Origin of the sequence: Mesorhizobium sp. M3A.F.Ca.ET.175.01.1.1 (assembly GCF_004791945.1) — a bacterium.
In the GTDB taxonomy this organism is placed as follows: domain Bacteria; phylum Pseudomonadota; class Alphaproteobacteria; order Rhizobiales; family Rhizobiaceae; genus Mesorhizobium.
The window spans coordinates 97,756-122,204 of the sequence record NZ_SRTP01000002.1; the positions used below are offsets into that span (position 1 = coordinate 97,756).

Annotated in this window: 19 protein-coding genes and 1 pseudogene; 8 read left to right on the forward strand and 12 right to left on the reverse strand. The window is 63.9% G+C overall.

What is annotated here, in order from left to right; genetic code table 11:
• Positions 1–73: 73 nt before the first annotated feature.
• Both EN818_RS05155 and grpE read right to left on the reverse strand, forming a co-directional pair.
• Positions 74–706: a trimeric intracellular cation channel family protein gene (locus tag EN818_RS05155; protein ID WP_095804906.1), complete on the reverse strand. Its 633-nt coding sequence runs from the start codon at positions 704–706 to the stop codon at positions 74–76.
• A 107-nt stretch (positions 707–813) separates the two neighbouring features.
• Entirely contained in the window at positions 814–1,446 is a 633-nt protein-coding gene (gene grpE, locus EN818_RS05160) for a nucleotide exchange factor GrpE (protein WP_095804907.1), read from the reverse strand.
• A gap of 216 nt (positions 1,447–1,662) precedes the next feature.
• Here grpE and EN818_RS05165 point away from each other — a divergent pair, with 216 nt between their 5' ends.
• Positions 1,663–1,863, forward strand: a complete 201-nt coding sequence (locus tag EN818_RS05165; RefSeq protein ID WP_095804344.1) for a hypothetical protein — start codon at positions 1,663–1,665, stop codon at positions 1,861–1,863.
• 63 nt (positions 1,864–1,926) lie between these two features.
• Here EN818_RS05165 and EN818_RS05170 read toward each other — a convergent pair whose 3' ends face one another.
• The 7 genes and pseudogenes from EN818_RS05170 to cysG form a co-directional block, all read right to left on the reverse strand.
• Positions 1,927–2,547 (reverse strand): DJ-1/PfpI family protein, encoded by a 621-nt coding sequence (locus EN818_RS05170; protein WP_095804345.1) that lies wholly within the window; start codon positions 2,545–2,547, stop codon positions 1,927–1,929.
• A 198-nt stretch (positions 2,548–2,745) separates the two neighbouring features.
• A pseudogene (locus EN818_RS33505) lies at positions 2,746–2,938 on the reverse strand (GMC oxidoreductase); the annotation flags it as partial.
• Positions 2,939–2,946: 8 nt separating this feature from the next.
• Complete coding sequence (locus EN818_RS05180) at positions 2,947–3,480, reverse strand: DUF934 domain-containing protein (RefSeq protein WP_095804346.1); 534 nt, start codon at positions 3,478–3,480, stop codon at positions 2,947–2,949.
• Positions 3,481–3,705: 225 nt separating this feature from the next.
• Positions 3,706–4,467: a phosphoadenylyl-sulfate reductase gene (locus EN818_RS05185; protein ID WP_095804347.1), complete on the reverse strand. Its 762-nt coding sequence runs from the start codon at positions 4,465–4,467 to the stop codon at positions 3,706–3,708.
• On the reverse strand, positions 4,442–6,112 hold the full coding sequence (locus tag EN818_RS05190; RefSeq protein ID WP_095804348.1) for a nitrite/sulfite reductase: 1,671 nt from the start codon (positions 6,110–6,112) through the stop codon (positions 4,442–4,444). Before EN818_RS05190 ends, EN818_RS05185 begins: the two co-directional genes overlap by 26 nt.
• A 43-nt stretch (positions 6,113–6,155) precedes the next feature.
• Entirely contained in the window at positions 6,156–6,461 is a 306-nt protein-coding gene (locus EN818_RS05195; protein ID WP_095804349.1) for a DUF2849 domain-containing protein, read from the reverse strand.
• A complete protein-coding gene (cysG, locus tag EN818_RS05200; protein ID WP_095804350.1) occupies positions 6,458–7,921 on the reverse strand; it encodes a siroheme synthase CysG in 1,464 nt (487 codons plus the stop codon). The genes EN818_RS05195 and cysG overlap by 4 nt, the downstream gene beginning before the upstream one ends.
• Before the next feature lie 424 nt (positions 7,922–8,345).
• On the opposite strand from cysG, the gene EN818_RS05205 reads away from it, so the two are divergent.
• Together EN818_RS05205 and EN818_RS05210 are read left to right on the forward strand one after the other, a co-directional pair.
• The gene (locus EN818_RS05205; RefSeq protein ID WP_095804352.1) at positions 8,346–8,792 is read left to right on the forward strand and encodes a host attachment family protein; all 447 of its coding nucleotides are present in this window, start codon (positions 8,346–8,348) and stop codon (positions 8,790–8,792) included.
• A gap of 194 nt (positions 8,793–8,986) precedes the next feature.
• Positions 8,987–10,789 carry a cation:proton antiporter gene (locus EN818_RS05210; protein ID WP_095804353.1) on the forward strand — a complete coding sequence of 601 codons (1,803 nt, stop codon included), beginning with the start codon at positions 8,987–8,989 and terminating at the stop codon, positions 10,787–10,789.
• Positions 10,790–10,816: 27 nt separating this feature from the next.
• Here the strand turns inward: EN818_RS05210 and EN818_RS05215 are convergent, their stop codons facing one another.
• Positions 10,817–11,623, reverse strand: a complete 807-nt coding sequence (locus tag EN818_RS05215) for a helix-turn-helix transcriptional regulator (RefSeq protein ID WP_095804354.1) — start codon at positions 11,621–11,623, stop codon at positions 10,817–10,819.
• A gap of 136 nt (positions 11,624–11,759) precedes the next feature.
• Here EN818_RS05215 and EN818_RS05220 point away from each other — a divergent pair, with 136 nt between their 5' ends.
• On the forward strand, positions 11,760–12,680 hold the full coding sequence (locus tag EN818_RS05220) for a zinc-binding dehydrogenase (protein WP_095804355.1): 921 nt from the start codon (positions 11,760–11,762) through the stop codon (positions 12,678–12,680).
• A gap of 25 nt (positions 12,681–12,705) precedes the next feature.
• On the opposite strand, the gene EN818_RS05225 is transcribed toward EN818_RS05220, so the two are convergent.
• Positions 12,706–13,455: an SDR family oxidoreductase gene (locus tag EN818_RS05225; RefSeq protein WP_095804356.1), complete on the reverse strand. Its 750-nt coding sequence runs from the start codon at positions 13,453–13,455 to the stop codon at positions 12,706–12,708.
• 64 nt (positions 13,456–13,519) lie between these two features.
• Complete coding sequence (locus EN818_RS05230) at positions 13,520–15,769, reverse strand: transglycosylase domain-containing protein (protein ID WP_095804357.1); 2,250 nt, start codon at positions 15,767–15,769, stop codon at positions 13,520–13,522.
• A 186-nt stretch (positions 15,770–15,955) separates the two neighbouring features.
• On the opposite strand from EN818_RS05230, the gene EN818_RS05235 reads away from it, so the two are divergent.
• From EN818_RS05235 to EN818_RS05250, 4 genes are all read left to right on the forward strand, one after another.
• Positions 15,956–17,401: an adenylate/guanylate cyclase domain-containing protein gene (locus tag EN818_RS05235; RefSeq protein ID WP_095804358.1), complete on the forward strand. Its 1,446-nt coding sequence runs from the start codon at positions 15,956–15,958 to the stop codon at positions 17,399–17,401.
• A gap of 172 nt (positions 17,402–17,573) precedes the next feature.
• Entirely contained in the window at positions 17,574–18,668 is a 1,095-nt protein-coding gene (locus EN818_RS05240) for a branched-chain amino acid ABC transporter substrate-binding protein (RefSeq protein ID WP_095804359.1), read from the forward strand.
• An 81-nt stretch (positions 18,669–18,749) separates the two neighbouring features.
• On the forward strand, positions 18,750–21,221 hold the full coding sequence (locus tag EN818_RS05245) for an adenylate/guanylate cyclase domain-containing protein (protein ID WP_095804360.1): 2,472 nt from the start codon (positions 18,750–18,752) through the stop codon (positions 21,219–21,221).
• Positions 21,222–21,506: 285 nt separating this feature from the next.
• Positions 21,507–24,431, forward strand: a complete 2,925-nt coding sequence (locus EN818_RS05250; protein WP_129553789.1) for a glycosyltransferase — start codon at positions 21,507–21,509, stop codon at positions 24,429–24,431.
• Positions 24,432–24,449 lie beyond the last annotated feature (18 nt).

The following is a 24,449-nucleotide window of genomic DNA, read 5'->3' on the forward strand; positions in this document are numbered from 1 at the left end:
AGGTGAATGGTGAATGGTGAATGGTATTCAATACCTCACTATTCACTATTCACTATTCACTATTCACCACCACTCAGGGAATATCTTCCGGCCGCCGGCCCGGCCGGCTCTTATAAGCCGGAAACGACCAGCCGAATTTGAGCGCGCCGCCGCGGACCACGAAAGCCGCCGCGAAGCCGAGCAGGCTGGATGGCAGCGTCGGCAGGCCGGCAAGGTCACACAGCGTGAAGAGCGCCGCGCCGGCAAGGGCCGCCGTCACATAGATTTCGGGCCGGAGCAGCACCGAAGGCTCGCCGGCGAGCAGGTCGCGCGCTATGCCGCCGAACGTCGCGGTAAGCACGCCGGTGATGACCGAGACGACGGGCGAGCCGGTGATCGCCAGGCCTTTTGCCGCTCCCATCACCGCATAGGCGGCGAGCCCGATGGCGTCGAGCCAGAGCAGGAGCTTGTAGCGGGACTCGACCAGATGGGCGCTGAAGAAGACGAACACCGCCACCACGGCGCAGATCAGCACATAGTCGCGATTGCCGACCCAGAACACCGGCAGGTTGAGGATGACGTCGCGCAGCGTGCCGCCGCCTATGCCGGTGACGCTCGCCAGGAACAGGAAGCCGATTATGTCGAGCTGCTTGCGCGAGGCGGCAAGCGCGCCCGTCGCCGCAAACACCGCGACGCCGGCATAATCGAGGAGGTCGATGGGATTCAAGGGCATAGGCAGTAGGGAGTAAGGCAATGGGGTGGAGTATGAATAACACGAAGCCGAGCGATTGATACGACCCCTTATCCCCTACTGCCTACTGCCTTATTCCCTAACTACGCATCCTTCTCGGCCTGCTCGTTCACCGGCCCCGGCTCGACCGGTGCCTCGGCCGCCGCCTTCGGACCCCCTTTGGAAACACCAACCATCGCGGGCCTCAGCACGCGCTCGCCGATCGAGTATCCGGGCTGCACCACCTGGACCACCGTTCCGGCCGGGACGTCGGGGTTGGGCACCTCGAACATAGCCTGGTGGAAGTTGGGGTCGAACTTCTCGCCTTCAGGCGCGAGCTTCTTCACGCCATGGCGTTCCAGCGCCGACAGCATGGCGCGCTCGGTGAGATCGACGCCCTCGATCAGGGCCTTGAAGCCGGCATCGCCGCCTGCCTTCGTCTCGGCCGGAATGGCGTCCAGGGCGCGGCGCAGATTGTCCGAGACCGACAGCATGTCGCGGGCGAAATTGGCCACCGCATAGGTGCGCGCATCGTGCACGTCGCGCGCGGTCCGGCGGCGCAGATTCTCCATTTCGGCCGCGACGCGCAGCGCACGGTCCTTCAACTCCTCGTTTTCCTTCAGCAGCCGCACAAGCGCTTCGTAGTCGCCGTCGACGCCGCCTTCCGCACGTTCGCCGGAAGCCTGGGCGGCTTCGATGTCCTCGGGCGCGCGTTCGTCTTTTGCCTGGTCGCTCATCGCGTTTCCCATCATTCGGATTGGTCTGGATTTGCGCCCGATATCGAGGTTTGAGGGCCAAAAATCAAGGGGCAAGCCGCCTCGCGCATAGGTCTGGGGCGCTTCGATATTAATTCAAATTTTACCGTGATGCCCGGCTCTGCTTGCGATCACGACTTGGTGCGGGAACCATTGCCGGGCTGCAGGAGTTTCGAAGCCGACACAGGATTTTGGACCATGACCGGCAAGAACGGTGACAGGCGAGCCGGGCTCGCCGCCGACATAAGGCGGCAGTTGGGGAGCGAGGCGACCAAGCGCTTCCTGCGTACGCTGCCTCCATTTCGGCTTGAGAAGGACACGCCGAGGCAGTTCAGCGACCTGCTCGATCGCCTGGACAAGATCGAGGCAAGGAGCGCTCGCGGCGGGCAACGCCAATAACTGCGCGCCGCCATTGGCACCTTGCCTTGCCTCCAACCCCGCTGAGGGTCCCGGCAGAACGCTTCAGGCGGCCTTACGCTCGTCGCGCATCAGTTTCTCGCCATGCTGGATCTCGGTGCCCAGCACCTTCAGGCATTCGCGCATGAAGGCGGCGAGACCGGGCCAGCCCTTGGCCGAGACCAGATTGCCGTCGACATGGGCGCCGGTCGGCGCAACGTCGATATAGATGCCACCGGCAAGCGTCACCTCCGGCTCGCAATAATGCAGCGCCGCGACTTCCCTGCCGCGCACCACGCCGTCGACTGCGATCAGAATCTGCACGCCATGGCAGATGGTGAAGATCGGCTTGCCTGTCTCGTGAAAGTGCCTGACCAGCGCCTGAACCCGCTTGTCGATGCGGATATATTCCGGCCCGCGGCCGCCTGCCGCGTAAACGGCGTCGTAGTCGGCCGGGTTCACCTCGGCGAAGGTCTTGTTGAGTATGTAGTCGTGGCCGAGCTTTTCGGTATAGGTCTGATGACCTTCGAAGTCATGCAGCGAGGTCTTCAGCACATCACCGGCCTTTTTGTCAGGGCACACGACATGGACGGTGTGGCCCACCGCGTGCATGGCCTGCTCAAAGACGAAAATTTCATATTCCTCGCTGAACTCGCCAACGAGCATCAATATCCTCTTGCCGGCCATGCTTTTTCCTCCCTGTGCTGGTTATTTATTTCGAGGTGCGAAATATTCGACCTATCCTAAGGGCAGGAAGCCGAAAGGGGAAGCACGAATCGCACAAGTGGTCTGACCAGATGGTTTAGACCACGCCGCCGAGATCAGGAACTCGCCATGCCCACGCGAAAATGGAAGCGTCTGGTCCGACCAAGCGGCAAGAGAAGCTCAGGCTGCCGCCCGGATCATGTCCGCCGCTTTCTCGGTGATCGTGGTCGCGTGGGTGTTGCCGCCGAAGCATCCACCACGCCGCAAGCCTTCCAGACCGTGAATCCTGAGACCGGGGTCGACCACCGTCGTCGATCCCCATCTTGCAGGTGCCTGCAGGGTGGTAGATCGTATCGGCGCGGGCTCTGATATGCTGGAGGGTCAGCCGCTGCGCTTGCGCCGCCAGGAATATTTCGGCCCCTTGGCCTCCCGCTCCACGGCCGGCTGATAGTAGACCGGCAGCCCGCCGATGCGCCCTTCCTCCAGCCGCTTCAGGAGCACCGGATTGGAGACTTCGAACTCGTCGAAACCGAGCCGCAGCATATGCGGCAATTGGTCGACCAGCACCTGGCCGGTGGCGCGGACCGCGCCCTCGAAGTGATGCCGGCTGCGCAGCAATTCGCCCTTGGAGAAGGAGCGGCCGTCATTGAACGCCGGAAAGGCCAGCGCCACCAGCGACAACTGATCGAGCAGGCCGGTTATCTTCTCGAGTTCATCGCCGGGCTGCAGCAGCACGCCAATGCGTTCCCTGGCCGACTTGCGAACCTCCGGGTCCAAGCCAAGAAAAGCCTGCAGCGGCAGGATGAAGCGGCCATTGCCGGCAAGCGCCTCCGCGCTTTCCGCATGGGTCCACTCATCTTCGCGAAAACCCTCCGGGGTCCAGAGGCGGGTTTCCGCTGCCATCGATCCAGTCATCAAAATTCCCAAAGCCCTAAAGATCCCAAGGATATGTCGCTATTCAGGTCAGGCCGAGTCGAAAATGGTGGCTGGCGAGAACCCGGAGCGTGCTTGAAGTGCGTTAGCACCCGCCTACGCCGGCCGTAGCCTAAATTCAACTGCCACGCCACTCATCAGGTGCTTCGGCCGACGAAGGCCGGAGGCTACCGTTTGGCCGGCCTTCACCTGGAGAGCGGTACATCCTTAAAGTGATGCGTCGGTCAGCGACTTCTCCAGCCCCGACAGGTGAATACCGCACTCGGTCTTGGCGTGACCGGCCCAGCGGCCGCTGCGCGCATCCTCGCCCGGCTGCACCGGCTGCGTGCACGGGAAGCAACCGATCGACAGATAGCCGTAGGCAACCAGCGGATTCTCGCGCAGCGCATGCGCGCGCATGTAGTCGGCCTGATCGGCGGTCGTCCAATGCGCTAGCGGGTTGATGCGGATGCGCGACCCGACCGCCTCGAAAGCCGGGAGTGCTGCCCGCGTCGAGGCCTGGAAGCGCTTGCGCCCGGTGAACCAGGCGCGGAATGGCTCGACACCGCGCGCCAGCGGCTCGACCTTGCGTACGTTGCAGCAGGAATCGGTGTCGGTCTCATGCAGCCTGCCCGTTGGATCGACGCGCTCGATGGCGGCCTCCTCCGGCTTGATCACCCTGATGTCGGTCAGGCCGAAATCGGCGACCAGCGCATCGCGATAGCCGAGCGTCTCCTCGAAATGCTTGCCGGTGTCGAGGAAGATCACCGGCAGCGAACGGTCGATCTCGGAAATCATGTGCAGCAGGACGGCCGAGTCGGCGCCGAAGGACGAGACGGCGGCGATTGCGCCGCGGAACTCGCGCGCCGATCGTTCTATGATCTCGATCGGCTTCAGGTGGCCATGGAGAGCATCAAGCCCTGCCGCCTCCGCGGCAACGCCGGCCTCCACGGCGCCGGTCCGGTCAAGCGGCCTTGGTTTCGCCAGCATAGAGCGCCTCCTTGAACGGCGCGGGACCGACTCTGCGGTAGGCGTCGATAAAACGTTCACTGGGACTGAGCCGAAGGCCGAGATAGGTATCGACGATCTGCTCGATGGCATCGGTGATCTCATCCGAGGAGAAGCCGCGGCCGATGATCTCGCCGACGGAGGTGTTCTCGTCGGCCGAGCCGCCGAGGGTCACCTGATAGAGCTCGGAGCCCTTTTTCTCGACGCCGAGAATGCCGATGTGGCCGACATGGTGGTGGCCGCAGGCGTTGATGCAGCCGGAAATCTTCAGCTTCAGTTCGCCGATCTCGCGCTGGCGCTCCAGCGAGGCGAAGCGCAGCGAAATTTCCTGCGCGACCGGAATGGAGCGCGCCGTCGCCAGCGCGCAGTAATCGAGGCCCGGGCAGGAGATGATATCGCTGATCAGGTTGGAGTTGGCCGTCGCCAGGCCGATCTCGACCAACGCGTCATAGACGGCCTTGAGGTCGGCGCGCGCCACATGCGGCAGGATCAGGTTCTGCTCGTGGCTGACGCGCAGCTCGTCGAAAGCATACTTCTCGGCGATGTCGGCAACCGCTTCCATCTGGCTGTCGGTCGCGTCGCCGGGCACCTCGCCGATGCCCTTGAGCGAGATGGTCACCGCCGCATAGTCGGGATGGCGATGGGTGACGACATTCTGGTCGAGCCATTCGGAGAAGCTCTTGGAATCCAGCCGCGCCTGCTTTGCCGCCGCATCGCCTTCCGACCGGTCGGGCAGCGCCGGCGGCGCGAAATAGGCGTTGATCGCCTGGATGTCGGCTTCCGGCAGCTTCAGCTCGTCGTCCTTCAGTGCCAGCCATTCGGCCTCGACCTGGCGAGTGATCTCCTCGACGCCGGTCTCGTGAACGAGGATCTTGATGCGCGCCTTGTACTTGTTGTCGCGACGGCCATAGAGATTGTACACGCGCAGGATCGCCGTGCAGTAGGACAAGAGGTCGGCTTCCGGCAGGAAGTCACGGATTTTTCTCGCCACCATCGGCGTGCGGCCCTGGCCGCCGCCGACATAGACCGCGAAGCCGAGCTCGCCGGCAGCGTTCTTCTTCAAATGCAAGCCGATGTCATGGGTCTGGATGGCGGCCCGGTCGCGCTCGGCCCCGGTCACGGCGATCTTGAACTTGCGCGGCAGGAAGGAGAATTCCGGATGCACCGACGACCATTGCCGCAGGATTTCCGCATAGGGGCGCGGATCGGCGACCTCGTCGGCCGCAGCGCCGGCGAAATGGTCTGCGGTGACGTTGCGGATGCAGTTGCCGCTGGTTTGGATGGCATGCATCTCCACGCTGGCCAGATCGGCGAGGATCGCGGGAATGTCCGACAGCGCCGGCCAATTGAACTGGATGTTCTGGCGCGTGGTGAAGTGGCCGTAGCCCTTGTCGTATTTGCGGGCGATATGGCCGAGCATGCGCAACTGCCGGCTGTTCAGCGTGCCGTAGGGCACTGCGATGCGCAGCATATAGGCGTGCAGCTGCAGATAGACGCCGTTCATCAGCCGCAGCGGCCGGAACTGGTCCTCGGTGATCTCGCCGGACAGCCGGCGCTGGACCTGGTCGCTGAACTCGGCGACGCGGGCCTGAACGAAATCGTGGTCGAACTCGTCGTAACGGTACATTCTTCGTCTTTCAGGGCGCGTCCGCCCGCTGTCTTCTTGATGCCTAAGCCACCCGGGCCACAGCCGGAGCGGCCTGCTTGCCGAGATCGGTGCGAATGGTCGGGCCTGCGGCGCGGATCTTCTCGCGCAGCCGCACCGGCTCGACCAAGCCGTCGACCACGGCGACGTCGATCAGGTTGACGTCGACCACCTCATTGTTGGCGGAAGCCGCGGCCCCGATCGCCTCCAGCCGGTCTTCCGCCGCCTTGTCATGGGCGAGATCGGCGTGGCCGACGCTCTCCGCCCAGCCGCCATCGGCGTACCAGACGGCGATGCCGTCGGAGAGCCTGTTCGCGGTCAGAACCTTCATTGCTCAACTCCTTCGGCCGTAACGCCGGCCGCATCTTGATGCCCGAAATCATCATGCTTGCGCGCCGCGAGCGGCTCGGATCGTTCGAAATTGGCGCCGGCAACGGCGTCGCCAATGATCGTCATGACCGGGCCGGTGAGGTCGGCGCGCGCTTCCAGGGACGGCAGATCGGCCAGCGTGCCGTGGAAACGTCGGCGGTTGCCGAGGCTGGCGTTCTCGACGACGGCAACAGCCGTGTCCGGCGACAGCCCGGCTTCGATCAGCCGGCCGGCGACTTCGGCCGCCACCGAGCGGCCCATGTAGACGGCGACGGTGGCACCGGAGATGGCGAGCTTTGCCCAGTCGGGCAACGAGTTGCCCTTGAGGTCGTGCCCGGTGGTGAACACCATTGACGACGTCACGCCGCGCAGCGTCAGCGGCAGCTCGAAATCCGCAGCCGCGGCAAAGGCGGCGGTGACGCCCGGAACCACCTCGTAGGCGACGCCAGCCTCGCGGAGTGCGGCCATTTCCTCGCCGGCCCGGCCGAACACCAGCGGATCGCCGGACTTCAGCCGCACCACGCGCTTGCCAGCGCGGCCGAGTTCGATGAGCAGCGCGTTGATTTCTGCCTGGCTCTTGGAATGGCAGCCCTTGCGCTTGCCGACCGGCAGGCGCTCGGCATCGCGGCGTCCCATCCCCACGATCGCCTCGGGCACCAGCGCGTCAAACACGATCGCATCGGCTTCCATCAGCAGGCGGTGGGCGCGCAGCGTCAGAAGGTCCTCGGCGCCCGGACCGGCGCCGACCAGCGCGATGTGGCCTTTGGCCGGCGCGTCGGAAACCAGAAGATCGAGCGCCGCGTCATGCGCTTCGACAAGTTCTCCGGCTTCGACGGCCTTGGCCGGGGCACCGGCGAAGAAATCGGCCCAGAAGCGACGACGGCGATTGCCCTTCGGCAGCCTCTCGGCCGCTGCGCGGAACGAAGCTGCCAAGGCTGCCAGCCGACCGAGCGACGGTGACAGCATGCGATCGATTTGCACGCGCAGCATCTGCGCCAGAACCGGTCCGGCGCCCTCGGTGCCGATGGCGATAGCGACCGGCGCGCGATTGACCAGCGCAGGCGTGAAGAAATCGCAGAATTCCGGCCGGTCTACCGCATTGACCGGAATGCCCAACCGGCGCGCGTCCTCGGCGACACGACGGTCAAGTTCCTCGTCGCCGCTGGCGGCAAACACCAAGGCCGCGCCTTCCAGATGCGCGGCATCATAGGCGGCCTCGACATGGATGGCGCCATTGGACGAGATAAAGCCAAGCAGATCCGCATCCGCATTGTCGGCGATGATGCGCAGCACCGCGCTCGACTGCGCAAGCAGACGAGCCTTGGCAAGCGCCTCCCCGCCATTGCCCACGATGGCCACGGCTTCGCCGTCGACCCGCACGAAGACGGGGAAGGCGTTGAGCTTGGCGTTGGCTTGCGACATGGCGATGAGCAATACGATAACAGTCTGGCAGTTTTATGCGAGCCCGCCAAAAACCAGAAGGCACCCACTCGCGCGCGCCTTCGGAGCAGGCAATCGCTTTTTCGCAACCGCGAAAGGCAAGAGAAAAAATTTCTATTTCGACACTGCGAGCGGTCGGCCAATCGAGACAGCCACCTCGATAGATCGCAATTTTTAGCGCTCGGCCCGCGCAAGCGGCAAAATAGTTTTCTCAAATTCTACTAGCTTAGTGGATTAAAAACGGTGCCCCGCTGGGCGCCATGCTGCTGCCGGTTGGAGCAGGCGATCTGGTCGTCTGTTCGTCTGGAACAATCACGCTTGGCGACACGTTTGGCTAACGACCCATCCCATGCCTTGAGCCCTGTTCAAGGCTCGATTGGCACACCCGGCAACAGGAGGAAGCCCCATGAGCATCAAGCTGAAACACGGTCTTTGGGTTATCGTCGCCGACGGCGAGAAGGCGCTTTTCCTCCGCAACGAGGGTGATGCCAAATTTCCGAACCTGGAGGTGGTGCAGGAAATGGAGCAGGAGAACCCCGCTACCCGAGAGCAAGGCACCGACAGGCCGGGCCGCTACAGTGATGGCCCCACCGTTCACCGCAGCGCGGTTGAAGACACCGATTGGCATCGTCTCGGCAAGGAGCGTTTTGCCGACGATATTGCCGAGCGGCTGTACAAGCTCGCGCATCGGGGCGAGTTCGAGGAAATCGTGCTGATCGCGCCGCCGCAGGTGCTTGGCGAGATGCGGCAGAAGCTGCACAAGGAAGTCAGCGGCAAGGTGCAGGCGGAAATCCCCAAGACCCTGACCAATCACACGATCCCAGACATCGAGGACCTGCTTCGGGCAGCTTGAGCCGACTGGCGGAAGGACTCACCACCAGATCGGAACATTAGCCCGCCTGACGCGGGTGTTGCGCCGGCGCCGCTAGCGCTGATTTCCATGCGGCGGCGGTTGCATCATCGCCTCACTCCCCGTCATATTGCGAAAGGCGCGCGCTCGCGGGCGCCTTCTCAGCGTTGCGCCCTCGAAAGACCGCCTAATAGACGATGCCGCATGACACGCCCCTCATCGCCACCATCGTTGCCGGTCTGGGGCTTGCCTTCGTCTTCGGCGCATTGGCCAACCGTTTCCGTATCCCGCCGCTGGTCGGCTATCTTGTAGCCGGTGTCCTGGTCGGGCCGCACACGCCGGGCTTCGTCGCCGACGCCAGCCTCGCCAACGAGCTTGCCGAGATCGGCGTCATCCTTCTGATGTTCGGCGTCGGCCTGCATTTCTCGCTGAAGGACCTCCTGTCGGTTCGCGCGATCGCCATTCCGGGCGCTGTCGTGCAGATCGGCTTTGCCACGCTGCTCGGCGTCGGCCTCGCGGGGTTGCTCGGCTGGTCGCTGGGCGCCGGCCTGGTCTTCGGCCTTGCGCTATCCGTCGCCTCGACCGTCGTGCTGCTTCGGGCCATGCAGGAGCGGCGGATGATCGAGACCGAGCGCGGCCGCATTGCCGTCGGCTGGCTGATCGTCGAGGACCTCGCGATGGTGCTGGCGCTGGTGCTCCTGCCGGCGCTGGCCGGTGTGCTGGGTGGCCAGCCGCCCGTCGACGACCATTCAAGCCTGTTCTCGCTGCCAGCCAGCTACGGCATATGGGGCGTCGTCGGCGTGACGTTCGCCAAGGTCGCCGCCTTCGTCGTCGTCATGCTGGTGGTCGGTCGCAGGGTGATCCCATGGATCCTGCACTATGTCGCCCATACCGGCTCGCGCGAGCTGTTCCGGCTGTCGGTGCTCGCCATCGCGCTCGGCGTCGCCTTCGGCGCGGCAAAGCTGTTCGGCGTGTCGCTGGCGCTTGGCGCCTTCTTCGCCGGCATGATCATGAGCGAATCCGAGCTCAGCCACCGAGCCGCTGAAGAATCACTGCCGCTGCGCGACGCCTTTTCCGTGCTGTTCTTCGTCTCGGTCGGCATGCTGTTCGACCCTCTCAGCCTGCTCGACAACGGTCTGCCCATCCTGGCCACGCTCGCCATCGTCGTCATCGGCAAGTCGCTTGCTGCCTTCGTCATCGTCATTGCCTTCCGCTATCCGATCGCGACGGCGTTGATGATCTCGGCGAGCCTCGCCCAGATCGGCGAGTTCTCCTTCATTCTGGCCGATCTCGGCGTCGGGCTGAAGCTCTTGCCCGAGCAGGGCCGTGACCTCGTTCTGGCCGGCGCGATCCTGTCGATCCTGCTCAACCCGCTGATGTTCTTGATCGTCGACCGGATGAAACCATGGCTGGAAACGCGCGCCGGCAAGGCCGCCGCGCCTGAGGACGTGAAGCCGATCGGTCCGGCGACCGAGCCCGGGCAACTGGCATCGGTGGCGGCAGTGCCACAGAATGAGGACAGCGCGCCTCCACGGACGGCGCTCGCCGGCCATTGCATCCTGGTCGGCTATGGCCGCGTCGGCAGCCTCGTCGGTGCCGCGCTGAAGGAAGCCGCCCTGCCCTTCCTGGTGGTCGAGGATGCCGACAAGACGCTGGCGAAGCTGGAAGCCGAAGGGGTCGAAACCGTCGCCGGCAACGCCGCCAATGCGGAGGTCTTTTCAGCCGCCAATCCCGAAGCTGCGAAACGGCTGATCCTTGCCATTCCCAACGCCTTCGAGGCTGGTCAGATCGTGCTTCGGGCCCGCGCCGCCAATCCCGCGATAAACATCATTGCGCGCGCCCACTCCGATGCCGAGGTCGAGCATCTGAAACGGCTCGGCGCCGACACCGTGATCATGGGCGAACGCGAGATCGCGCGCGGCATCGTCGAGGTGGTGACCCACAATAACACCCCTCAATCGACCGAGCGTGCTTTGGACGTCAAGCCTCAGCCTGCTTGAGGCGCGTTCGCGCCCAAACCAAGCGGATCAAGCAACGAACGCTGAACCACCGTTCTGCGCGATGTCGCTGAGGTATCTCGCTGGTGGCTTACCCAACGCCTTCTTGAACATGGTGATGAAGGCGGTGACGGATTCGTAGCCGAGATCGCCTGAAACCTGCTGCACGCTTGCGCCGGCGGAGAGTTCCCGCAGCGCGACGATCAGATGCAGTTGCTGGCGCCAGCGCCCGAAGCTCAGCCCTGTCTCCTTCAGCACGAGGCGGGCGAGACTGCTTTCGCTGAGCGCAACGCGGTTGGCCCATTCCGCCAGTGTGCTGCGGTCGGCAGGGTCGTCCGCCAAGGCGTCGGCGATCCGACGCAGCCGCGGCTCGGCTGACATCGGCAGGTGCAATTGCTGAACCGGCATAAGCGGCAGTTCGGCCAGCAGAATCCTTCCCAGGAACCCGCACCTCGCTTCGTCCGGCGCGCAATCCGACAGTTCGATGATCAGTTCGCGCAGCAGCGGCGAGATCGAAAGCGTGCAGCATCGGTCCGGCAGATCGGCAGCGCCCGGCTCGATGTAGACGAAGAAGATCCGGGCATTGGCGGTCGCGACGTTGCTGTGCTCCATGCGGCTCGGAATCCACACCCCGCAATGCGGCGGCACCATCCAGAACCCGCTGGGAACGCGGCAGGTGACGCCGCCACCGAGGGCGAAGACGAGTTGCCCTTTTCGGTGCCAGTGCTCGGGCACCTCGGCCCGCGTCTCGGTAACATCGACGCGCACCGCAATCGCCGGGGCGAGCACGTCGTCGACATCGAAATCCGGCCAGGGCCAGCGAAGAGGCTGTCTCATGATTGATGGCTTTTAGCGATCAGATGCCATGATAGCTAAATTCTTCAGCCAAGGAAGTCGATAGGCTCCAGTTTGTGGGTGGCGGGCAACAGTCGATCGCCTTGACGCTCCCAAACCAGCCAGGAGATACGACCCAATGCTCGCCCTCGTGACGTCTCCCGACTGCGCTACCGGCCTGAGGCTCTCCGAGGTCGAGGAGCCTCGGCCCTTGGCGAACGAGGCGCTTGTCTCGGTCCGCGCAACCTCGTTGAATCGGGGCGAACTGCGACTGCTCGCCATCCGGCCAAACGGCTTCATACCCGGCCAGGACGTCGTTGGAATTGTCGAACGCGCTGCAGCCGATGGCTCCGGGCCGGACGTGGGCACCAGGGTTGCGGCTTTGGTCGACGAGGCCGGTTGGGCCGAACGTGTCGCCGTTTCAACCGACCGTCTCGCCGTCCTGCCGGATGCCGTCAGCTTCGCCTCCGCAGCGACGCTCCCGGTGGCGGGCACCACGGCGCTGAGGACGTTGCGCCATGGTGGTGATCTGGCCGGCCAAAAGGTCCTGATCACCGGTGCAAGCGGTGCGGTCGGTCGTTTCCAGATCCAGATCGCCCATCAGCAGGGCGCGTTCGTGACCGCAGTCGCCGCCTCCCGGCACGAGGAGGACCTCCGCGCGCTGGGAGCCGAGCGAATTGTCGAGTCGATCGAGCTGGCTGAGGGGTCGTTTTCGCTGATCACCGAGTCAGTCGGGGGCAAAAGCCTCGCTGATGCGATCCAACGCATCGCACCTGGCGGAACCATCGTCATGTTCGGGTCGAGCAGCGGCGAACTCACCCCTGTCGGATTCCGCCAGTTCGTTCCGGGTCACGAGGGGGCGAGGCTTCAGACTTTCGCCTACTACACGTCCGGTTCAGGCATTGGCGCGGACATTGCCTCGCTGCTCGCCTTGGTCGCGGCCGGCCGGTTGGAAACCCGTATAGCCTTGACCGTCCCGTGGACAGAAATCGCCCGAGCCCTGGACGCATTGCGACAGCGCAGCATCAGCGGCAAGGCTGTTCTCACGATAACCGAATAGCAATCGTTAGTCTGAAGTCAGGCGCTCAAACGTGCTGGCCGCCATTGATGTGGATTTCCGAGCCGGTCACGTAGGACGCCTGGCCCGAGCACAGGAAGAAGATGATGTCGGCCACTTCCGAGGTGGCGCCGAGGCGCCGCATCGGGATCGTCTCGACGATCTTGTCGGTGCCTGGCGACAAGATCGCCGTGTCGATCTCGCCCGGCGCGATCGCGTTGACGCGGATGCCGTGCGGTCCAAAATCGTGCGCCATCTCGCGTGTCAGCGAGCCGAGTGCTGCCTTCGACGTTGCATAGGCCGTGCCGGCGAATGGATGCACCCGGCTGCCGGCGATCGAGGTGACGTTGACGATCGAGCCCTTTGCCGCCGCCAGTTCCTTGAACAGGCCCCTGGCCAGCATGATCGGCGCGAAGAAATTGACCTGGAACACGTCGCGCCAGACATGCATCGGCGTCTCGATCGAGTTCATGCGCCTGCCATCGCCGAGCTTGGGCGAGATGCCCGCATTGTTGACCAGCGCATGCAATTGCCCGCCATGCGCCTCCAGCCGGTGGCGGATTTCCGACACCGCGATGCCGACATCCTCCTGGTCGGCGAGATCGACCTTGATGTGGTCCTCCGGACCGGCCGGCCACGGACAATCCTCGGCAAAGGCCTGGCGCGAGCAGGTGATGACCCGCCAGCCCTCGCGTGAGAAGCGTTTCACCGTCGCATGGCCGATGCCGCGGCTGGCGCCGGTTAGCACGATGGTTTTTCTGGTATCGGTCTCTGCCATGGGCTTGGTCTCCGGCCGGACATGTAGCCGAAGGCGCCCGCCATGGCGAGAGGCGAAGTGCGCTCTAACCGCCGCTGAGGATGTCGAGGATCGAGGTATTCCGCTTCTTGGTCGGGCCGCCGACGTCACCCGGCGGCACCGGATGTCCGACCGAGGCGGTGGTGCCGCCGTCGCCCGGCATGTCGAAGCCGTCGGCGTCGACGGTTTGCGCCGGCCGTGCCTGCCGCACCTGAGCCTTGGCGACAGGCGTCGACTGGCCAACCGGCGCCGGGGGTGCCGGCGGCGGCTGCGAAGCGTCCGCCGACGGGATCTCGTCGGGCACGATCGTCTGGGAGGGCGTCGATTTCCAGGTGCCCGGCAGCGGCCTCACCGGCACGCCTTCATGCGCCGCCACCATGAATTCGTGCCAGGCCTGCGCCGGCAGCGCGCCGCCGGTGACCTTCTTCATCGGGCTGCCGTCGTCATTGCCGAACCAAACGCCCGTGGTGAGGTTCGCCGTGTAGCCGACGAACCAGGCGTCGCGCGAATTCTGGCTGGTGCCGGTCTTGCCGGCCGACGGCCAGTTGAACGCCGCCTTCTTGGCGGTGCCGATCTCGACCGTGCCGGTCATCATCGAATTCATCATTCCGACGACATCGGCCTTGATGACGCGGGGAGCGCCGCCGCCATTGTTGTCGTAAAGCACCTTGCCGTCGCCGGTCGTGATCCGGCGGATGAAATAGATGTCAGGCTTGTAGCCGCCATTGGCGAAAGGCACGTAGGCCGCCGTCAGTTCGAGCGGCGTCACTTCCGAAGTGCCGAGGGCAATCGAGGTGTTCGACTGCAGGTCCGACTGGATGCCCATGCGATGTGCCGCCTCGACCACCGCATCGGGGCCGACCTCCATCGTGAGCTGCGCAGCCACCGAGTTCAGTGACTTGGCCAGCGCGGTTGCAAGTGTGACCTTGCCATAATACTTGCCGCCGTAATTCTCGGGCGTCCATTTGCCGATTTTGATCGGGGCGTCGTTGCGTACGCTGTCCGGCGTGCGGCCGGCTTCCAGCGCCGCCATGTAGACGAACGGCTTGAAGGCCGAGCCAGGCTGGCGGCGCGCCTCCGAGGCGCGGTCGAACTGGCTGGTCGAATAGTCGTAGCCGCCGACCATGGCCCGCACCGCGCCGGAGTCGTCGATCGAGACCAGCGCGCCTTGCGTGACGTTGAGCTTCTTGCCGCTTTCGTCGATCAGCCGGCGGATCGACTGTTCGGCGAGCTTCTGCAGCGTCAGGTCGACGGTCGTATCGATGACGATGTCGCCGCGCACGTCGCCGATCAGGTCGGGCAGTTCCTCCATGACCGTGTCGGCGACATAGTTCTCCGAGCCGGTCCAGTAGGAAGGCGCGCGCGTCGCCGGCGCGCTCAGCGCCATCTTGTATTCCTTGTCGCCGATCTTGCCCTCCTGGCGCATGGCGGCGAGCACGAGCTGCGCGCGCTCTTCGGCCGCCTTCGGATCGCGCGCCGGCGACAGACGCGACGGCGCCTTGAGCAGGCCGGCGAGAAGCGCCGCCTCGGACAGCGTCACATCGCGCGCGCTCTTGCCGAAATAGCGCCGCGAAGCCGCTTCGACGCCATAGGCGCCGGAGCCGAAATAGACCCGATTCAGGTACATTTCGAGGATCTGGTCCTTGCTGTGCTTGTGCTCCAGCCACAGCGCCAGGAGCACCTCCTGCACCTTGCGCTCCAGCGTGCGGTCCGGCGTCAGGAACAGGTTCTTGGCCAGTTGCTGCGTCAGTGTCGATCCGCCCTGCGCGAAATGCCCGCCGAGGACGTTCGTCACCATGGCGCGCGACAGGCCGATCGGATCGATGCCGAAATGCGAATAGAAGCGGCGGTCCTCGATGGCGACGACAGCCTCGGGGATATAGGGCGACATCTCATTCAGCCCGACCGCCTCGCCGCCACTCATGCCGCGATTGGCGATCAGCTCGCCATCGACCGAAACGATCTTGATGTTGGGCGCGCGGTCGGGAATCGACCATGTCGTGGCCGCCGGCATCTTGGCGCCGTAGTAAACGACGATGCCGGCTGCAGCGATGCCGCCCCAGATGCAGAACACGAAGCACCAGTAGAGCAGGCGGGCGAAAATGGAAACCAGACCGCGGCGGTTCCGATCGCGGCCGCGCCGCGATTTCGCCTTGGCGGACCTGCGCCCCGCAGCGGATTTGCGATTGCCCGGCACGACGCGATCCTCCTCGCTCACCGAAAAACCGTCGGAGGAATTCGCCCGTGGCGAACCCTCGAAGCTCGGTTCGATGCGACTGTCTCTGCGGTTCGCCATGCGCTTTTCTTGATATCCGGTGCCGATGGCGCTCGGGGTGCAGAGTAGATGCGGCGGTTTAAAGGCGCGTTAAATTGATGACCGCACAGCCATTTGAAACGCTCTGTCGTACGACAAGGAATGCAATCCATTCGCATCGCGCGGGTTTTTTAGTAGGCTGTCGCGAGGCAAGCTTGAGGATCCGGCGTGACGGCAGTCGACGATCGTCTTCTCGAAAGCAAGATGACCAAGGTGGAGCAGGCGCGAGCCTGGAGCCCACGCGTGATCTCGAAATTCGAGACGCTGATCAGGAGCGCCGACGACCACTCACTCTATCGCGTTAACCCCCTGTCGTTCGCACGCGATCGCGCAATCGCCGAGCCTGAGGCAATCGACCTCTTCCTTCATGCCGCCCGCTGTGGCTTGTTCGACATGAGCTGGGATGTGCTCTGTCCCCAGTCCGGGATGGTGCTCGACAGTTTCGGCGCCCTGCGCACGCTGAAGACGCACTACGTCTGCGGCCTGTGCGACGTCTCGGGCGACACCAGCCTCGACGACTTCATCGAGGTCACCTTCTCCGTATCGCCGAAGTTGCGGCGCCTGCCCCACCACAATCCCGAGACGCTCCCTGTCGAGGATTTTCACTGGAAGCTCCACTTCGGGCATGACGGGCGGCTGCCGGGGCAAAATATTCGCTTTCTTGACGTTCTGCGCGGCCTGGTTCGCGGCATGACGTTTCTGCCGCCCGGCACCACCACAGTGCTCCGCGCCGAGCTGGGACCGGGCGCCCTTGCGGGCGTCAACGTGCAGACGCAGGCCGCATTCGCTGTGCCGATATCAGGCGAGCCGGTGCTGGCGCCGACACTTCTGAAGGTCGATTATGACGGCAAACGCTTCTTGCCGGCATTGCCCGCTGTGCCGCCTGGTCCGATTGTCGTTGAGGTATCGAATAAAGGGCCGGTGCGAGGTTCGTTGCTTCTCATCAACTGGCCGCCCGAGCTTGTCGCGCTCACTAACAAGCCGGCGCTCGATTTCGACCCTTATGTTTCCGGTGGAGCGCTGCTTGCGCGGCAAACCTTCCGCCAGCTCTTCCGATCCGAACGTGTCGACGAGAAGGAAGGACTAGGCATCCGGCAGATCACGTTCCTCTTCACGGACCTCAAGGGGTCGACCGCCATGTATGAGCGCCTGGGCGACCTCAACGCCTATGCTTTGGTCCGCGAGCATTTTGCTCTGGTCAACGCGGCGGTTCGGCAACATTCCGGAGCGGTGGTCAAGACGATTGGGGATGCGGTGATGGCTGCGTTCTCGCAGCCGTCGGATGCGATCTCGGCAGCACTCCACATCTTTGAAGAAATCGATCGCTTCAATGACGAGCATGACGGGCCGGGCATCATCCTCAAGATCGGTGCCCATTGTGGCCCGTCGATCGCCGTGACGCTCAACGACAACCTCGACTATTTCGGCCAGACCGTAAATGTCGCCGCGCGCGTGCAATCCCTGGCAGAGGCCGGGCAGGTCTGCATTTCCGAGGCGCTCCATTCCGCGCCCGGGGTTAGCGAAATGCTTGCCGGCCATCGTGTCGTGTCTTTCGACGCGCCTCTTCGAGGCGTGGAGGGCGATGCAACCGTCTATCGCATCATGCCGAAATAGACCGATTGCGTGCCAACTCCAATTTGCGCTGCCTTGAACCGTCCCTCTTATGGCGTCCATGAGGATCGCTTCGCCAATTGAAAGTAACAACCTCCGAGAAACTCGCGCTTGCCGAAGGGGCTGTCGGGTCTGACGGGATTAGCGTAAGCTAATGTCCACAGGGGGTGCAAGCATGCACCGGATCATCGCCCTAGCGATCGTAGTTCTGGCGGCCGTGTTAAGTTCCGCGCGGGCTGAAGTGCTGATCGGGGTCTCGTCCGCGATGACAGGACGGCTGGCCTGGATCGGCGAGCAGGGACAGCGCGGCGCGGAGATGGCGGTCGCCGACGTCAATGCGGCGGGCGGTGTGCTCGGCCAGAAGGTGAGGCTCATCTCGGTCGACGATTTCTGCGATGCCGAGCAAGCGGTCGCGGCCGCCAAGAAGCTGGTGGCTGACGGGGTGGTGTTCGTCGTCGGGCATTATTGCTCCGGGGCCTCGATCCCCGCATCAAAAGTGTACGAGGAGGCGGGCGTCGTCGAGATATCCCCAGGCTCGACCAATCCGCAGCTGACCGAACAGGGCCGTGCCAATGTCTTCCGCACGATTGGCCGCGACGACGCGCAGGGTCTCATCGCCGGCAACTACCTTGCCGATCACTGGGCCGACAAGAAGATTGCAATCCTTCACGACAATTCGACCTATGGGAAGGGTCTCGCCGACGAGACCAGGAAGCAGCTGAACAAACGGGGCGTGACCGAAGCTGTCTACGACGCATACACGCCCGGGAAGGATGACTATTCAGCCGAGGTGGCTGCGTTGCAGACCGCCGGCGTCTCAGCCTTGTACGTTGGTGGGTATCATGCCGACGTTGCGCTGATCGCTCGCGCTGCACACGACCGTGGCTACACGGTTCAGCTCATATCGGGGGATGCCTTGGCTACCGAGGAATTCGCCCTGATCGCAGGCTCAGCAGCGGAGGGAACCCTGTTCACCTTCTCGGCGGACCCGCGGCGAAATGCCGGCGCGGCCGCGATCGTGCAGCAGTTCCGTGCCGAGAACTTCGAGCCCGCGGGCTACACGCTGTTGAGCTACTGCGCGGTCCAGGTCTGGGCCCAGGCGGTCGCGAAGGCAGGTTCGCTGGAGCCAAAGGCGGTCATAGCGACACTGCACGAACAGCAATTCGACACCATCATTGGCCGGATCGATTTCGACGACAAGGGCGACCTCACGAAGCAGAGCTGGGTTTGGTACGTCTGGCGGGGCGGGGAGTACGTGCCGGTTGAATAAGGTTCGCCGAACGCCGGCGTGCCGTCTGAGACGTCTAGTCTGATGCAGACCAGTGTGGCTGGATTGTTCCGACTGACCGCGATGCTTGAACGCCTCGGCATACGCGGTCGACTGTTGCTCGCCTTCTTCGGGATCAGCGCCCTTGCGGTGCTGGCAACCGCTGCCGCTCTGTATGCCTTCCTCCAAGTCGGCGAGGTCGTCGACCGAATTACCACGGATCGGGTGCCGTCGGCGCTGGCCTCCCTCCAGCTGTCGCGCCAGGCCGAACGGGTGGCTGCTGCCGCGCCATCGGTGCTGGCGGCGACAAGCAGGGCTCAGCACAGCGAGGTCTCGGCTGCCGTGGCGCTCGAGATGTCTCGCCTCGAGGCCCTGCGCACCGAGCTTAGGGATGCCACGCTGGGCACTGTGCCTTTGGCTGAGATCGAGGAGGCCGCGGTTGTTCTGAGGCGCAACCTGAAGGAGCTCGACTCTCTGGTTGTCGCCCGGCTCGACGTGGTCGCCCGCAAGGAGGAACTCCTGAACCGCCTCGCCGCGACGACGACCGGAAGCCATCGCCTTCTTGCCACCGGCATCTTGGTGATGGATTCCAGGCTCCCGCAATGGCGGGCGATCGCCGCCGATACGTCACTGTCGCCCGATAGACGCGCAGCGGCAACGGCCGACATGGTCCAGGCGATTGCGGCTTACATCCCCCAGCAGAAGGCGCTGCTCGATATCTCGGCAGTCAACGACGCGCTGGTGAAAGCCGCGACCGCGCCCACGCCGGGCGACCTGGCGTTGATCCTGTTTCCGCTGCGCCGCTCGCTTGCCGCTCTGGAAGCGGCCTCCTCGGAGATCGACAAAAAGCTGCAGACCCGTTTCCGGCAGCGGGTGGACGAGTTCAAGGCACTGACCGATGGTGAGAACAGCATTCCGAAGGCACGGGAGGAGGAGCTTGCGGTCCTCGAGCAGGGCGAAAAGCTTCTGGCCGAAAACAATCGGCTGTCGCGCAGTCTCACCACTGCCGTCGACCGTCTTGTCGCAGCTGCGGACCGCGAGATAGCTGCCTCCGGTCGCGAAGCCGCGCTCGTCCAGCGCTACGGCACTGGTGTTGTCCTCGGCTCCGCCTTTCTCAGCTTATTGAGCTCGGTTTTGGTCGTCTGGTTCTATGTCGACCGCAGCCTTCTCGCCCGTCTGGGAGCCGTGAGCCAGGGCATGCTCGCGATCGCGGGCGGCGATCTTCGCGCGCGGCTGCCGGCCGCGGGCAGCGACGAAATCGGGCGTATGGCTGAGGCGCTGAGGCTCTTCCGGGATACCGCTGTCGAGGTGGAGGAAAAGAACCTGCGCGACGTCGCAGAAGCGCGTCAGCGGCTAGTCGATGCCATCGAAAGCATTTCCGAAGGTTTCGCTCTCTATGACAGAGAGGACCGGCTGGTCCTTAGCAACAGCCGCTACCGAGAACTGCTATATGCCGGTCTGGAGGCCGAGCTAACCCCTGGCACGGCATTCGAGGAGATCATTCGCCGATCCGCCGAGCGTGGCTACATCAGGGATGCCGAGGGGCGGGTCGATGAGTGGGTTGCCGAGCGCCTGCGGCGGCACCGCAACCCTGGCGAACCATGGGTGCAGCGGCGGGGCGACGGACGATGGATCATGATAAGCGAGCGGCGGATCAGCGCCGGCGGCACGGTCGCCGTCTATTCGGACATCACCGAGCTGAAGCAAAGGGAGGAGAACCTTGCCGAGAAGTCCACGGCCCTGGAGGCGCTTTCCAGCAAGCTGGCCAAATATCTGGCGCCCCAAGTGTACAGCTCGATATTCACCGGGCGCCAGGACGTTAGAATCGCCAGCCAGCGCAAGAAGCTGACCATATGCTTCTCCGACATCGCCGGCTTTACCGAGACCACCGACAAGATGGAGTCCGAGGACCTTACCCAGCTCCTCAATCACTACCTGACGGAAATGTCGAAAATCGCATCGGATCATGGTGCCACGATCGACAAATACGTCGGCGACGCGATCCTGATGTTTTTCGGCGACCCTGAGACGCGCGGCGTCAAGGAGGATGCGCTGGCTTGTGTACAGATGGCGCTTGCCATGCAAAAGCGGATCAGCGAGCTTACCGAAGTCTGGCGGGACATGGGGATCGAAACACCGCTGCGCTGCCGCATCGGCATCCATACCGACTACTGCACCGTCGGCAACTTCGGCAGCGAAGACCGGATGGACTACACGATAATCGGCGGCGCCGTGAATCTCGCCTCGCGCCTGGAACAGGAGGCGGCACCGGGAGCCATCCTCATTTCCTACGAGACGTTTGCGCAAGTGAAAGACACGATCGAATGTGAGGAGATGGGGCACGTCCAGGTCAAGGGGATCGCCTATCCCGTCGCCACTTACCGCGTCATTGATCTGAAGGCCAATCTAGCGGGCGCTTGTCGCGCTGTTCGGACCGAGCAGCCTCACTTCAGGCTGGAACTTGAGCCGGACCTGATGTCCGCCGACGAACGCAGCGGTGCCGCCACTGCGCTTCGAGATGCGCTGGATCGGCTTTCTCACAAGCCCGGACAGTAGGGCTTGGCTCACCACGACCCCTTCCCAAAGGAGGCAAGGAGTAGGAGGTTGGACGCCGCTTATTGGCACTGTCGATGCGAAGGCCGCAGCACGCTCGCGATTAGAATGGTTCAACATTCATTCCATGTCCGGTGCGCCTTCCTTGTTGGCAATGGATGACCGTGACGGATATGAATGGCATGCTGAACTTGCCGAAAAACGGCGGTGGTCGCACGCCGCCACTTTCCCAATGGTCTCTTTATGGCTGCTTTTGTTCTACCACGGACCGGGCGCGGGTGAGACGGCGTGGCGCATAATCCCTTGGTTTCGATCGTGGTTCCTGCGCACAACGCCGAAGCAACGCTGGCGCGCGCGCTCGATTGCCTTCTCGATCAGGAATTGGTGGATTGGGAGGCGATCATCGTCGACGACGCCTCCACTGACCGAACCGCCAAGATCATCGCCGGTTATCTGGAGCGCGATGCCCGATTTCGGACGTTGAGTTCTTGCGCGCATGGCGCCGCCGGCGCGCGCAATACCGGGATTTCGACAGCGCGCGGCCAATGGCTCATGTTTCTGGACGCGCACGATTGGGTGGATCCCAGCTTCCTTGCCAAAATGCTGGCGGCACTGCAAACCGCCCCCGATGCAGTAGCCGCCTATTGCGGTTCTCGGCGCGTGCTGCCCGATGGCGAACTCACCCCTTCGAGCAGCGCAACGCAGGTTGCGGTCCAGCCCTTCGAGACATTCGCCCGCAGATGCGCCACCCCCATTCACGCGCTGCTGGTGGATCGGAAGAAAATTGTCGAGCTTGGCGGTTTCGATGTGTCGCTGCGCACCTGCGAGGACTGGGATCTGTGGCAACGCCTCGCACGTCTCGGCAAACCTTGGGTGATGGTCGACGAGCCGCTCGCTTTCTGTCGAGCCAGCCCCAACGCGCTCAGCCGCAATTCCACGCAGATGCTGGTCGATGCGGAGATCGTGATCGCCCGCGGCTTTTCTCCTGATCCGAGGGTCAAACACCCAGCACCGGCTCACGCCAATGGGGCCAATGATGCGAACGGCACCGCTTCCGAGGCACTCGCGTGGTTCGCGCTGTGGAACGCCGCCTCGGACTGGGGGCGCGGCTCCCGCTTCAGCCCACAAGCCCTGCGCGCGCTCCCAGCAGGACGTAAGTGGGCGCGCGAGATCGCCAAGGTGGTCTTCGATGGCCTTATGGCAAGCACCCAATCGGCGCCGGCGCAGTTGGCCGCCGGGTGGGACAGGTTCGGTGGCCCCCTCACCGAGTTGATCGTCGAACTCGGCAGGATCTGGGACGATCCTGTAGCGGCTCGCCGCGTCGAGTATCAGCTTGATCAAATGCTTCTCGACTTCGACGATCTCGCCGCGCCGCGCAGACTGGCGCGGACACTCGGGATCCGCGTCGATGCTCGAAATCCGACCTCGATCGAGCTGCCGGAAGGAATCGATCAGATCTATGCCCATCTGATGTTGGACAGCCAGATCGAGGCTCGCGTGCAGTTCGGCGCGCTCGGGAAAGTGACAAGGCGCCATTGGATGGAGCTGGCCATGGATCTCGTGCCTCCTGAGCGGCTCGCATCTCAAAGGCGCGCCGGTGCCGACAAGTCGAACATCCTTGCGAGCAAGCCACCGATGTCCATGGCGGAATCCGGGTCTGATCGGGACAGCCACTTCGGCAAGCTCGCGCGATTGGCCGCCGAAGCGCAGCGACTGGTCCGGTCGAGCGCCGAAATTTCAGAGCCTCTTCCAGCGCCGCGCCGTCCACGGGCCGCGCAGGGGCGCGACAACGACCGCACGTCGTTCTGGAACCGCTATTTCGCGACGGAGGACCCCTGGAACTACGGTTCGTCTTATGAGCAGGAAAAATATGAGCGCCAGCTCGAAATTCTGCCTGCTGGTCGCATCGCACGGGCGCTCGAGTTGGCCTGCGCGGAGGGCCACTTCACGCGGCAGCTGGCGCCGCGAGTGGGCCATTTGACCGCAACCGACATCTCCAGCGTAGCCATCGGGCGGGCGCGAGCGCGCTGCAGCGATCAGCCGAATGTTGAGTTCGGGGTGCTGGATTTCTCTGCGGACACGCTTCCGGGTGAGATGGATCTGATCGTCTGTTCGGAAGTGCTCTACTACCTGGATGATCTGGCCGAGTTGCGGCGCATCGCCAGGAAATTTGTCGAGGCTTTGGCGCCTGGCGGCAGTTTCATCAGTGCCCACGCATTCGTGCTCCGTGACAATGTTGAAAGGACGGGCTTCGACTGGAACACATTCGGTGCACAAGCGATCTCGGAAACGTTGGCGATGACCGAAGGCCTCGTCCTCGAGCATTCGATCCAGACCGAACTCTATCGCATTGACCGTTTCCGGCGCCTGTCAGCAGACGAGCTAGCGGCGGAACCGGTAATTGAGAATCTGCCAATCTGTGCGCCCATCGGTGTTGGGATCGCGCGAAATATCGTCTGGGGCGGAGCGCGGGCCTTGCGCCGCGACGTCGCACGTAGCGAGCGGCGGCAGCGTATCCCGGTTCTCATGTATCACGGCGTCTCCGATGAAGGTCCGGCAGCCCTCGCCCGTTTTCGGCTCACGCCCGCCGCATTCGACAGCCAGATGCGATGGCTGCGCGCCAATGGCTTTCACGCGATTGCGTCCGAGCAGCTGGAATGGTTCATCGCCAACCGTCGGCCTTTCGTCGGCCGCCCAGTGGTCATCACCTTCGATGACGGCTTCCAGAACTTTGCCGACCACGCCTGGCCGATCTTGCGCAGGAACGACCTGACCGCCGAAGTGTTCCTGGTCACGGACTTGGTGGGTGAAAGTGCGCGCTGGGACGCCGACAGCGGTCCGCCGACGCAGCTAATGAACGCCGCGACGGTGCGACGCCTCGCCGGCGAAGGTGCGTTCTTCGGAAGCCATCTGGCCACGCATCGCGCGATCGATGGTCTGTCGAGCTCTGACTTGGCCGCCGAGCTCCTGCGCTCTCGTATGTTCATCGAACGGTGGACCGGTCGGCCGACCACGGCGTTCGCGGCACCCTTCTCTGTGACCGACCGACGGCTTGGCCGGCTGGCCAAGGAGTGCGGGTATCGGATCGGCTTCGGCGGCAGACATGGGCCGGCGGATCTCGATTGCGATCCCATCGACCTTCCGCGCATCGAGGTTCGCGGGGATCGCTCGCTCGATGACTTCGTTGCCCGTGTCGAGGCTGTGCTCGAATGATGAACTTGTCAGCACCCT